This window comes from Pseudomonas sp. RIT357 (assembly GCF_000632245.1).
GTDB lineage: Bacteria > Pseudomonadota > Gammaproteobacteria > Pseudomonadales > Pseudomonadaceae > Aquipseudomonas > Aquipseudomonas sivasensis.
Genome location: NZ_JFYX01000012.1, coordinates 132,537 through 143,722, shown reverse-complemented (window position 1 = coordinate 143,722; position 11,186 = coordinate 132,537). Strand labels below are relative to the sequence as shown.

Annotated in this window: 13 protein-coding genes; 12 read left to right on the top strand and 1 reads right to left on the bottom strand. The window is 61.0% G+C overall.

The window, feature by feature from the left end:
• Positions 1 to 2 precede the first annotated feature (2 nt).
• Positions 3 to 902, bottom strand: coding sequence for a TIGR01777 family oxidoreductase (locus tag BW43_RS17420; RefSeq protein WP_032886147.1), 900 nt, complete (start codon positions 900 to 902; stop codon positions 3 to 5).
• Between the two features lie 212 nt (positions 903 to 1,114).
• Here BW43_RS17420 and BW43_RS17425 point away from each other — a divergent pair, with 212 nt between their 5' ends.
• The 12 genes from BW43_RS17425 (at position 1,115) to BW43_RS17480 (ending at position 11,098) form a co-directional block, all read left to right on the top strand.
• The gene (locus BW43_RS17425) at positions 1,115 to 2,101 is read left to right on the top strand and encodes an NAD(P)/FAD-dependent oxidoreductase (RefSeq protein WP_032886146.1); all 987 of its coding nucleotides are present in this window, start codon (positions 1,115 to 1,117) and stop codon (positions 2,099 to 2,101) included.
• Positions 2,098 to 2,313, top strand: a complete 216-nt coding sequence (locus BW43_RS17430; RefSeq protein ID WP_032886144.1) for a TIGR02450 family Trp-rich protein — start codon at positions 2,098 to 2,100, stop codon at positions 2,311 to 2,313. The genes BW43_RS17425 and BW43_RS17430 overlap by 4 nt, the downstream gene beginning before the upstream one ends.
• A gap of 115 nt (positions 2,314 to 2,428) precedes the next feature.
• Positions 2,429 to 3,388 carry a DUF523 and DUF1722 domain-containing protein gene (locus tag BW43_RS17435; protein WP_032886142.1) on the top strand — a complete coding sequence of 320 codons (960 nt, stop codon included), beginning with the start codon at positions 2,429 to 2,431 and terminating at the stop codon, positions 3,386 to 3,388.
• A 3-nt stretch (positions 3,389 to 3,391) separates the two neighbouring features.
• The gene (locus BW43_RS17440; RefSeq protein ID WP_032886141.1) at positions 3,392 to 4,321 is read left to right on the top strand and encodes a MerR family transcriptional regulator; all 930 of its coding nucleotides are present in this window, start codon (positions 3,392 to 3,394) and stop codon (positions 4,319 to 4,321) included.
• A complete protein-coding gene (gene phrB / locus BW43_RS17445) occupies positions 4,322 to 5,764 on the top strand; it encodes a deoxyribodipyrimidine photo-lyase (protein WP_032886139.1) in 1,443 nt (480 codons plus the stop codon). It abuts the gene before it with no gap.
• The gene (locus tag BW43_RS17450) at positions 5,757 to 6,179 is read left to right on the top strand and encodes a nuclear transport factor 2 family protein (RefSeq protein WP_032886136.1); all 423 of its coding nucleotides are present in this window, start codon (positions 5,757 to 5,759) and stop codon (positions 6,177 to 6,179) included. Before phrB ends, BW43_RS17450 begins: the two co-directional genes overlap by 8 nt.
• Positions 6,176 to 6,958, top strand: coding sequence for an SDR family oxidoreductase (locus BW43_RS17455; protein ID WP_032886135.1), 783 nt, complete (start codon positions 6,176 to 6,178; stop codon positions 6,956 to 6,958). Before BW43_RS17450 ends, BW43_RS17455 begins: the two co-directional genes overlap by 4 nt.
• Positions 6,955 to 8,202 carry an NAD(P)/FAD-dependent oxidoreductase gene (locus BW43_RS17460; protein ID WP_032886133.1) on the top strand — a complete coding sequence of 416 codons (1,248 nt, stop codon included), beginning with the start codon at positions 6,955 to 6,957 and terminating at the stop codon, positions 8,200 to 8,202. The genes BW43_RS17455 and BW43_RS17460 overlap by 4 nt, the downstream gene beginning before the upstream one ends.
• Positions 8,199 to 9,008 carry a DUF1365 domain-containing protein gene (locus BW43_RS17465; protein WP_032886131.1) on the top strand — a complete coding sequence of 270 codons (810 nt, stop codon included), beginning with the start codon at positions 8,199 to 8,201 and terminating at the stop codon, positions 9,006 to 9,008. Before BW43_RS17460 ends, BW43_RS17465 begins: the two co-directional genes overlap by 4 nt.
• On the top strand, positions 8,995 to 10,266 hold the full coding sequence (locus tag BW43_RS17470) for a cyclopropane-fatty-acyl-phospholipid synthase family protein (RefSeq protein WP_032886130.1): 1,272 nt from the start codon (positions 8,995 to 8,997) through the stop codon (positions 10,264 to 10,266). The genes BW43_RS17465 and BW43_RS17470 overlap by 14 nt, the downstream gene beginning before the upstream one ends.
• On the top strand, positions 10,259 to 10,738 hold the full coding sequence (locus BW43_RS17475) for a DUF2878 domain-containing protein (protein ID WP_032886128.1): 480 nt from the start codon (positions 10,259 to 10,261) through the stop codon (positions 10,736 to 10,738). Before BW43_RS17470 ends, BW43_RS17475 begins: the two co-directional genes overlap by 8 nt.
• Positions 10,739 to 10,792: 54 nt before the next feature.
• A complete protein-coding gene (locus tag BW43_RS17480) occupies positions 10,793 to 11,098 on the top strand; it encodes a YkgJ family cysteine cluster protein (protein WP_032886126.1) in 306 nt (101 codons plus the stop codon).
• Positions 11,099 to 11,186: the final 88 nt, after the last annotated feature.

Below are 11,186 nucleotides of genomic sequence, written 5' to 3'. Positions count from 1 at the left end.
TTCTAGAGGCGGCTGGACAAGTCATCCAAAGCCGTATGCAACTCAGTGAACTGGAAAGTGAAACCGGCGGCCATCAAGCGTTCGGGAATCGCCTTCTGCCCGCCCAGCAACAGCCCCGACAACTCACCCAAGCCTACCTTCAGTGCAAAGGCCGGCATCGGCATGAACGCCGGGCGGTGCAGTACCTGGCCCAGGGTCTTGGCGAACTCGCGGTTACGCACTGGGTGTGGGGCGCAGGCATTATAAGGACCGCTGGCGTCATCCTTGTGCAGAAGAAAATCAATCAGGGCGATTTGATCCTTGATATGCACCCATGGCATCCACTGCCGACCATTACCGATAGGCCCGCCCAGCGCCAGTTTGAACGGCAGCAGCAGCCGCGACAAAAAGCCGCCCTCGGCCGCCAACACCAAACCGGTGCGCACCAGAACCACGCGCATGCCCAAGGCTTCAGCACGCTGGGCGGTTTCCTCCCAGGCGATACAGAGCTGGCTGGGAAAATCGTCCTGTACCGGACCACTGGCCTCGGTCAGTTCGCGCTCACCACCGTCGCCGTACCAGCCTACCGCCGAGCCGGAAATCAACACCGCCGGCTTTTGCGCAAGACCTTCCAGCCACGCCAACAGGGTTTCGGTAAGACCGATGCGACTGCTCCACAACAGCGCCTTGCGTTTGTGGGTCCAGGGACGATCGGCGATGGCGGCGCCGGCGAGGTTGACCACAGCGTCCACGACGCCGATCACCTCTTCCAGGCGCGCAACGCCCAGCACCTCGGCGCCACACAAGGCGGCAACCTCTTCGGGATGACGGCTCCACACGGTCAGGCGATGGCCTTGACCGAGCCAGTGTTGGCAGAGTTGGCGGCCGATCAAGCCGGTACCGCCGGTCAGCAAAATGTGCATGGGATCTTCCTCATGTAACGTTCGCCGCCGATCACTGGTCTATTTTATAAGCAGGGATCAATTTGTAATCGTGCGTGACTGTTGTTTAAGCCTCAGCTTTAACCATAGGCCACGCCACACGTTCAGGTACGCCAAAACTTATACCAAAAAACAATATTGTACAGCTATTGGTGTCGGCGTAGTCTGTACCCAACGGTAGAACGAGGCCCTCCATGACTGTCCCCATCGCGATCATCGGTACCGGCATCGCCGGTCTCTCCGCCGCCCGAGCGTTACGAGACGCCGGGCACGCTGTGAAACTCTTCGATAAAAGCCGCGGCAGTGGTGGCCGCATGTCCAGCAAGCGCAGTGATGCCGGTGCGCTGGACATGGGCGCCCAATACTTCACAGCCCGCGACCGACGCTTCGTCAATGAAGTGCAACGCTGGCAAAGCAACGGCTGGGCCGAGCAGTGGAAACCGCAGTTGTACAACTTCAAATCCGGCCAGCTCACCCCTTCCCCCGACGAGCAGATCCGCTGGGTAGGCTCACCGCGCATGAGCGCCATCACCCGTGCCCTGCTCGATGACTTGCCGGTGGAGTTCGGTTGCCGCATTACCGAGGTGTTCCAAGGGACTCAACACTGGAACCTGCTCGACGCTGACGGTGGCAATCATGGACCATTCAGCCACGTGATCATCGCCACGCCAGCGCCACAAGCCACCGCCCTGCTCGCTGCTGCGCCAAAGCTGGCCAGCGCCGCCGCTGGGGTAAAAATGGACCCCACCTGGGCCATCGCCCTGGCCTTCGACACACCCCTTGATACGCCAATGGAAGGCTGCTTCGTGCAGGACAGCCCCCTCGACTGGCTGGCGCGTAACCGCAGCAAACCTGGACGCGATACCACCCTCGACACCTGGGTGCTGCACGCCACCAGCGCCTGGAGCAAAGCCCACTTGGACCTGTCCAAGGAGGCCGTGATCGAACACCTGCACGGCGCCTTCGCCGAGTTACTGCACAGCGCCATGCCTGCGCCGTCGTTCAGCCTGGCGCACCGCTGGCTCTATGCGCGGCCGTCCAGCAGCCATGAATTCGGTGTGCTGGCCGATGCCGACCTGGGTCTGTACGTGTGTGGCGACTGGTGCCTGTCCGGTCGAGTGGAAGGCGCCTGGCTCAGTGGCCAGGAAGCCGCGCGACGCCTGATCGAGCACCTGCAATGAACCGCATCAACCCCGCTAAGCTGCTGCTGTCAAAGTGGACAGCAGCCCATCCCCGTAATAAGGAAAAACACTTTTTGGTCACCGAGCTGTTTCGGGATGAAGAAGGCACGGTGCTGGAAATCGAGCTGCAAGCCATCATGACCAAACGCGGCGAACGCCTTCCGTGGCAGACCTTGCAGAATGCCGAGGCATGGAAAATGGGCTGGAAATAGTCTCCCCCGCAAAAAAAACCTGTACAAATAATTTGACTTGTACAGCTTCAGACCTATGATGAGATTAGTTGTACAGAAATCAACGCTTGTACAAGAATCTTGCAGAGGTTTGGCCATGTCCAGCAGCGCAAAACCGAAGATCGCTATAAGCGCCTGCCTACTAGGCGAGAACGTGCGCTTCAATGGCGGCCATAAACAATCCCTGCTCTGCAGCCAAACCCTCGCCGACTACTTCGACTTTGTGCCCCTGTGCCCCGAAGTTGCGATCGGCCTGGGCATCCCCCGCGAACCGATCCGCCTGGTTGGCGACCCTGCCCATCCGCAGGCCGTGGGCACTGTGCGCCGCGAACTCAACGTGACCCAGCCCCTGAACGAATACGGCCAGCAGATGGCTGAAGAACATACCGATTTGTGCGGCTACATCTTCATGCAGAAGTCGCCGTCCTGTGGACTGGAGCGAGTCAAGGTGTACCGCGAAAACGGCACACCGGTCGACGGTGGCGGACGCGGCATCTATGCCCAGGCGTTTTGCGCGCGCCACCCCAACCTACCGGTCGAAGAAGACGGCCGACTGAACGACCCGGTGCTGCGGGAAAACTTCCTGACCCGCGTTTTCGTCTACGCCAGCTGGCAAAAGCTGCTGGCCGAAGGGCTGACCCGTCACCGCCTGCTGGCCTTTCACTCGCGCTACAAATACCTGCTGATGGCCCACAGTCCCGCCCATTACAAAAGCCTGGGTCACCTGCTGGGCAGCATGGGCAAAGACACCGACCTCAATGAACTCGCCGAGTCTTACTTCAGCGATTTGATGACCGGCCTGACCAAATGCGCCACTCGCGGCACCCACACCAATGTGCTGCAACACATCAGCGGCTACCTCAAGCAGGTGATCAGCGCCGATGACAAGCAGGAAATGCAAACCGTCATCGGCCAATACCGCCACGGCATCGTGCCGCTGGTGGTGCCGCTGACGCTGCTCAAGCATCACTTTCGCCAACACCCGGACCGCTACATCGCGCAGCAGGCGTACCTGCAACCGCACCCGGAAAATCTCAGCCTGCGTAATGCGATCTAGACCATGAAAGCTGCCCTGCAAGACGAACCCGGCGAAGACATCGCACAAGCCCTGGAAGACGGCTGGCTGCCGATCCGCGAAGTGGCGCGCCAGACCGGCGTCAACGCTGTGACCCTGCGCGCCTGGGAGCGTCGCTATGGCCTGATCGTGCCCCAGCGCACACCCAAGGGCCATCGGCTGTTCAGCGCCGACCATGTACAACGCATCCACGCCATCCTCACCTGGCTCAATCGCGGCGTGCCGGTCAGCCAGGTGAAGCACCTGATCGACTCTGCCCAGGCCAACACCGACACGTCGCAGAATGAATGGCACACCCTGCGCCAGACCTTGGTACAGGCCATCAGCGAACTGACCGAACGCCGGGTCGACGATGCCTTCAACCAGGCCATGGCACTGTACCCGCCGCGCACCCTGTGTGAACAACTGCTACTGCCCCTGATCAAGGAGCTGGAGCAGCGTTGGCAGGGCCAGTTCGGCGCGCAGATGGAGCGGGTATTTTTCCTGTCCTGGCTGCGCAGTAAGTTCGGTGCGCGCATCTACCACAACAATCGCCAGTTGCACGGTGCGCCGCTGCTGCTGATTAACCAGTCCGACCTGCCCCTGGAGCCGCAGTTGTGGCTCAGCGCCTGGCTGGCCAGCAGCGCCGACTGCCCCGTGGAAGTGTTTGACTGGCCGCTGCCCGCCGGCGAGCTGGCCCTTGCAGTCGAGCACCTGCAACCGCGCGCGGTCTTGCTGTATTCGAGCAAAGCACTGCACCTGCCGGGCCTGACCAAGCTGCTCACGGGCGTCAGTCGCCCGACGCTGCTCGTCGGACCAACGGTCTGCATCCATCAGGCGGAGTTAGCCGTATTAACCCATGACACTCCTGAATTATTCGTGGCCGAAGATGTGTTGTCGGCCCACCAGCTACTGATACAGCGTGGACTTATTTAAATGCACTTGATCTGGCTGCGCACCGACCTGCGCCTACACGACAACACCGCCTTGGCCGCCGCGACCCAGCGAGGCCCGGTTGCCGCCGTGTACCTGATCACGCCTGAGCAATGGCTGGCCCACGATGATGCTCCGTGCAAGGTCGACTTCTGGCTGCGCAACCTGCAGCACTTGAGCAAAGACTTAGGCGAGCTGAACATTCCCCTGCTGATCCGCACAGCTGCCACCTGGGACCAGGCGCCCAGCGTGCTCAGCGAACTGTGCCGGGACCTGTCGGCGCAATCGCTGCACGTCAACGAGGAGTACGGCATTCATGAAAGCCGTCGTGACGCCGCCGTGGCCCAGGCGCTGGAAGCCGAGGGCGTGACCTTCCACAGTTACCTTGATCAATTGTTCTTCCAACCGGGCAGTGTGCTGACCAAGACCGGTACCTACTTCCAGGTCTTCAGTCAGTTTCGCAAGGTCTGCTACACACGGCTGCACAGCGCGCTTCCACAGGTAGTGCCCACGCCAAAGGCCCAGGCCAAACTCGACCTTAAAAGCGATCCGGTCCCGACCACCGTCGCAGGCTTCGAGCCGCCCAGCGACACCCTGCGTGCCCTATGGCCAGCCGGTGAGGACGAAGCCCGGCGACGCCTCGATGCATTCGCCGACCAGCAGATCAGCTACTACAAAGACGAACGCGACTTCCCCGCCAAGCCCGGTACCAGCCAGCTGTCGGCCTACCTCGCTGCCGGCGTGGTTTCGCCGCGCCAGTGCCTGCATGCAGCCTTGCAGAGCAACCAAGGCGAATTCGAAAGTGGCGACATCGGCGCCATCACCTGGATCAACGAACTGCTCTGGCGTGAGTTCTATAAACACATTCTGGTGGGCTACCCAAGGGTGTCCCGTCACCGTGCGTTCCGCCCCGAGACCGAGGACGTGGCCTGGCGTGATGCGCCCAAGGATCTGGCAGCCTGGCAAGAAGCTCGCACTGGCCTGCCGATCATCGACGCCGCCATGCGTCAATTGCTGGAAACCGGCTGGATGCACAACCGCCTGCGCATGGTAGTGGCAATGTTCCTGACCAAAAACCTGCTGATCGACTGGCGTGAAGGCGAGCGCTTCTTCATGCGTCACCTGATCGACGGCGACTTGGCCGCCAATAACGGTGGCTGGCAGTGGAGCTCGTCCACCGGTACCGACTCGGCGCCCTACTTCCGGATTTTCAGCCCGCTGAGCCAGTCAGAAAAATTCGACAGCGAAGGCGTGTTCATCAAGCACTGGCTGCCGGAATTGGCCGCACTGAATAAAAAGGAAGTGCATAACCCCGAAGCCGCCGGTGGTCTGTTTGGCGTGGCAGATTATCCGCGCTCGATTGTCGACTTGAAGAAGTCCCGCGAGCGCGCCCTGGCCGCCTTCCGTAGCCTGCCTTCACGTCAATCGGTCGTCGAACATGAGTGACTTCCTGCAACGCTTCGCCCAAACCTTCGCCACGCTGGACAAGCACAACCTGCACCTGCTCGACAGCCTGTACAGCAAGGACATTGCCTTTACTGACCCGCTGCACGAGGTCCATGGGCTGACCGCGTTGCACAGTTATTTCGCCGAGTTGTACAGCAACGTCAGCCAACTGCGCTTCGACTTCCACGGTTTCGACCAAGTGGCCGAAGGCGAAGGCTACCTGCGCTGGAAAATGAGTTTTTGCCACCCGCGCCTGGCCAACGGCCAAGTCATCCGGGTGGAAGGATGCTCGCACCTGATGTGGCGGGACAAGGTGTACCGCCACCGCGATTACTTCGATGCCGGCGCCATGCTCTACGAGCACCTGCCCGTGCTGGGCAGAGTCGTCAGTTGGCTCAAAAGGAGAGTGGGATGAACGCAGTGTCGCCACGTCGTTATTGGCTGACCGGTGCCAGCAGTGGGATAGGCGCCGCCTTGGCCGTGGAGCTGCTTAACAGCGGCGCCCATGTCGCCTTGAGTTCTCGCACCCAGGCACCGCTGGATGCGCTGGCTCTACGCTACCCCGGCCAAGTGTTGGTGGTGGCCGGTGACCTAACCAACAGCCAGACCGTGCGCGAAATTGGCGAGCACATCGGTGACGTCTGGGGCTCGCTCGACACCGTGATCCTTAACGCCGGCACCTGTGAATATGTCGACGCCAAGCAGTTTGATTCATCGATCATCGAGCATGTGGTACGCACCAACCTGCTGGCCAGCAGTTATTGCATCGAAGCGGCCCTGCCGTTGTTGCGTGTCGGGCGTGCACCGCATCTGGTGGGCGTCGCCAGCGCCGTGACCTACCTGCCGATGCCCCGCGCAGAAGCCTATGGCGCGTCCAAGGCCGGCCTGCGTTATCTGTTCGAGTCCCTGCGCATCAGCCTGTCGCCGGAAAATATCGATGTCACCGTGATCAGCCCGGGCTTCGTCGATACGCCACTGACCGAGCGCAATGACTTCCCGATGCCCCTGAGCTGGCCGGCCGACAAGGCTGCTCGGCATATATTCTCCAAGCTGGACAAACGCCCGCTGGAAATCGCCTTCCCGGCCTTGTTTATCGCCACTTTGTGGCCGCTGTCGAAACTGCCTAATCGCGCGCAATTGATCATCGGCAAACGCATGCTGCGCAGCCCGCCACCGAAAAAGGACGACCTGTGAAGATCGCCATTATCGGCAGCGGCATTGCTGGCCTGACCAGCGCCTACCTGCTTAGCCGCAGTCACGAAGTCACCGTGTTCGAAGCGGGCGACCGGATCGGCGGGCATACCCATACGGTCAACGTCAGCGTCGACGGCAAAAGCTACGCAGTGGATACCGGCTTCATCGTGTTCAACGACTGGACCTACCCCAACTTCATCCGCTTGCTGGGGCAGATCGGTGTCTCGTTCAAACCCACCGAAATGAGCTTTTCGGTGTGTGACGAAAAAACCCGGTTCGAATACAACGGCAATAACCTCAACAGCCTGTTCGCCCAACGCCGCAATATCCTGTCGCCGGGCTTCTGGGGCATGTTGCGCGACATCCTGCGGTTCAACCGCCAGGCACCGCTGGACCTGCAGGAGCAACGCATCAGTGCCGAGATGACCTTGGGCGATTACCTCACGGCCGGCGGCTACGGCGAGCGCTTTGTGCGGCACTACATCGTGCCGATGGGTGCGGCGATCTGGTCGATGTCCCTGGCGGACATGCTGAGTTTTCCGCTGCAATTCTTTGTGCGCTTCTTCAAGAACCACGGCTTGCTGTCAGTGAACAACCGGCCGCAGTGGTGTGTGATCGAAGGTGGATCCAGCAGCTATATCGAACCGCTGACCCACGGCTTTCGCGAGCAGATCCGCCTCAACAGCCCTGTGCATAACGTCGAGCGCACCGAGCAAGGCGTAGTTATCCACAGTCCTGCCGGCAGCGAGGCATTTGATCGGGTGGTATTCGCCTGTCATAGCGACCAGGCGCTGGCATTGCTCGCCGACCCAAGCCAGGCCGAACAAGAGATTCTCGGTGCCCTGCCCTACGCCGACAACGACGTGGTTTTGCACACCGACACGCGCCTGCTGCCCGACCGCAAACTGGCCTGGGCCAGTTGGAATTACCGGCTGAGCGGTAACATCCAGACTCAGGCCGCCGTCACCTATGACATGAACATCCTGCAAGGCATCGACAGCGCCACCACCTTTTGCGTCAGCCTCAACCAGACGCCGATGATCAACCCGCTGAAGATCCTCGCGCGCTTCACCTACGCGCATCCGCAATACAGCCTGGCGGCGGTGGCCGCGCAAAACCGCTGGGAAGAACTGGCCGGCGTGCGCAACACGTTTTATTGCGGCGCCTACTGGGCCAATGGTTTCCACGAAGACGGCGTGGTCAGTGCGCTGCGCGTGGCCCAGGCCTTTGGGGAAACCCTGTGAACAGCGCCCTGTACAGCGGCTGGATTGCCCATCGACGGTTTGCGCCCAAGGCCCATGCCTTTCGCTACCGCATCGGCCTGCTGTACCTGGATTTGAGCGAACAAGACGAAATCCTAGGACTGTCACCGTTGGCCGGACCAAGTCGCCTGGCGCCCTTCGGCTTTCGTCAGCAGGACTATCTGCGTGAATTCACGCGTCACGGCATGAGCTTGAGCGATGCCGTGCGCCAGGAAGTCGGCAAGGCTCTGGGGCATACGCCTCAGGGCGTTATCTGCCTACTGACCCAGGCCCGCAGTTGGGGCCTGGCTTTTAATCCCGTGAGTTTCTTCTACTGTTTCGAGGCCGATGGGCAACTGGCCGCGATCTTGTGTGAAGTGACCAACACCCCGTGGCGCGAGCGCTACCACTACGTACTGCCGGCCCAAGCCCTGGGCGCTGATGAGCACCAGCATTTCGCGGTGGCCAAGGCCTTCCATGTGTCGCCGTTCCTGCCTCGCGACCTGGAATACCGCATGAGCTTCAGCCCGCCCGCAGACAGGCTCGGCGTGCACATGGCCGACTGGCAGGGCGAGCTGAAAGTCTTCGACGCCACCTTGAGCCTGCAAAAGGAAGCGCTGACCCGCGCCAGCCTGCATCGCTACTTGTGGCGATTTCCGTGGATGACCGCCAAGACTTGCCTGGCCATTTACTGGCAGGCGATACGCCTGTTTCTTAAACGCACACCGATTTTTTCCCACCGGGCCGCCGATGGCGCCTCTCGTACAGCAGTCGGGTATACCAAGGATCGCCGCCATGAAATCCCCTAGCTTATCGGTCAAGACCAGCCGCCTGAACGTCAACGGCGTGACCAGTGCGCTGCTGCGCAAGGGCGTACTGCGCCAACTCAGCCAATTGCGCCATGGCCAATTGGTGGTGATCGAGGACGGCGAACGGCAGGTGTTCGGCGCACGGGAAGCGCACTTGCTGGGGGAAATCCAAATCCTCGACCCTGCGGTGTGGGGCCTGGTGGCGGCCAACGGTTCCATCGGCGCCGGCGAGGCGTTTATTCACGGCTATTGGAGCAGTCCGGACCTGACCGCGGTGGTACGTGTGATGGTCAGCAACCTGGACGTGCTCGACGCCATGGAAGGTGGCCTGGCGCGGCTGGCACGCCCGTTCACTCAAGGTCTGCACTGGCTCAACCGCAATACGCGCAAGGGCTCGCAGAAAAACATCGCCGCGCACTACGACCTTGGCAACGACCTGTTCGAAGAATTCCTCGACCCGACCATGATGTATTCGGCGGCGCAATTTCTGAGCGACGACGACACCCTGGAACAGGCGCAACTGAACAAGCTTGAACGCATCTGCCAGAAACTCGCGCTCAAACCCACCGACCACCTGCTGGAAATCGGCACCGGTTGGGGCAGCATGGCGCTATACGCGGCGCAACACTATGGCTGCAAGGTCACCACCACGACCTTGTCCAAGGAGCAATTCGCCTACACCGAAAAACGCATCGAAACCCTCGGTTTGCAAGGCCAGGTCACGCTGCTGCTGAGCGACTATCGCGACCTCACTGGCCAATACGACAAGCTGGTGTCCATCGAGATGATCGAAGCCGTGGGCCATCGCTTTCTGCCCACCTATTTCAAGCAGTGCGCGCATTTGCTCAAGAGCGATGGGCTGATGCTGCTGCAGGCCATCACGATCCGCGAGCAACGGTTTGAGCAGGCCAAGAACAGCGTGGACTTTATCCAGCGCTACATTTTCCCCGGCGGCGCCCTGCCCAGTGTGCAGAACATGCTGCAGATCGTCAGCCGCGACACCGATATGAACCTGCTGCACATGGAAGACTTTGGCCTGCACTACGCGCGAACCTTGCGCCTGTGGCATGAGAACTTTCGCCGCGCCCACGGCCGTCTGACGGAGCTGGGCTATGACGAATACTTTTTGCGGTTGTGGGAGTTTTACCTCTGCTACTGCGAAGGTGGCTTTATGGAGCGCACTATCGGCACCGCGCAATTGCTGCTGGCCAAACCGGCAGCCATCAACCCGCCGTTGCTCGGGCGCTTCAATGCTTAAAACCCTGGCCAATGCCGCGCTGTTCCAGTGCGGCTGGTTTGCCTGTGTGCTGGGCGGCGACAGCCTGTGGCTGCTGGTTGGCCTGGCGGTGCTGGCCGTTCACCTGCTGTGGATAAGTGCGTGGGCCGAGGACGGTGTACTGATCATCAGCGTGATGCTAGTGGGCACCGCAGTGGACACGCTGTTGCGCGCCGTAGGGGTTTTCCAGTTCAGCGAGCCGGGGCCATTGATTCCGTTCTGGTTGATGCTGCTATGGGCATTGCTGGCGACCACCCTGCGCCATTGCCTGGCCTGGAGTGCGCGGCCGTGGTGGCGTGCCGCACTGCTGGGCGCGATGGGCGGGCCGTTGTCCTACTACGCGGGGAGCCAATTGACCGATGTTCAATTTGGCTATGGCCTGGGCCCTACAATGGCCGGCCTTGCCGTGCTTTGGGCGGTGCTTTTTGTCGGGCTGCACCGGCTGGCACGCTGACGTCCGTCAGAGCATTCATACGTAAATGACCGGCTTGCCTTACACTGCTCGTCTATGACCAACATCCCCCACACCCAAATCACTGAGCCCACCGTCACCTGCTCGACGTGCGCGGCCTGCTGCTGCCAGCTGGAAGTCATGTTGATCACCGATACCGGCGTGCCGGAGCGCTATATCGACACCGACGACTGGGGCGGCGAAGTGATGCTGCGCCTGGACGACGGCTGGTGCGCGGCGCTGGATCGGGACACGATGATGTGCACGATTTATGAGCGTCGGCCGCTGATTTGTCGGGAATTCGAGATGGGCGCACCGGAGTGCCTGACCGAACGCGAAGGAATCGCCACGGCGTACCGCTGATCTCAGGCCAGTGACGACCTCAATGTGGAAGGGGGCTTGACCCCGATAGCGGTAGATCAGTTGGAAAATTCCGCGACTGACACTCCGC

Coding starts and splice junctions, on each gene's coding strand:
- BW43_RS17420 (WP_032886147.1), bottom strand. CDS start 902: ATGCACATTTTGCTGACCGGCGGTACCGGCTTGATCGGCCGCCAACTC.
- BW43_RS17425 (WP_032886146.1), top strand. CDS start 1,115: ATGACTGTCCCCATCGCGATCATCGGTACCGGCATCGCCGGTCTCTCC.
- BW43_RS17430 (WP_032886144.1), top strand. CDS start 2,098: ATGAACCGCATCAACCCCGCTAAGCTGCTGCTGTCAAAGTGGACAGCA.
- BW43_RS17435 (WP_032886142.1), top strand. CDS start 2,429: ATGTCCAGCAGCGCAAAACCGAAGATCGCTATAAGCGCCTGCCTACTA.
- BW43_RS17440 (WP_032886141.1), top strand. CDS start 3,392: ATGAAAGCTGCCCTGCAAGACGAACCCGGCGAAGACATCGCACAAGCC.
- phrB (WP_032886139.1), top strand. CDS start 4,322: ATGCACTTGATCTGGCTGCGCACCGACCTGCGCCTACACGACAACACC.
- BW43_RS17450 (WP_032886136.1), top strand. CDS start 5,757: ATGAGTGACTTCCTGCAACGCTTCGCCCAAACCTTCGCCACGCTGGAC.
- BW43_RS17455 (WP_032886135.1), top strand. CDS start 6,176: ATGAACGCAGTGTCGCCACGTCGTTATTGGCTGACCGGTGCCAGCAGT.
- BW43_RS17470 (WP_032886130.1), top strand. CDS start 8,995: ATGAAATCCCCTAGCTTATCGGTCAAGACCAGCCGCCTGAACGTCAAC.
- BW43_RS17475 (WP_032886128.1), top strand. CDS start 10,259: ATGCTTAAAACCCTGGCCAATGCCGCGCTGTTCCAGTGCGGCTGGTTT.
- BW43_RS17480 (WP_032886126.1), top strand. CDS start 10,793: ATGACCAACATCCCCCACACCCAAATCACTGAGCCCACCGTCACCTGC.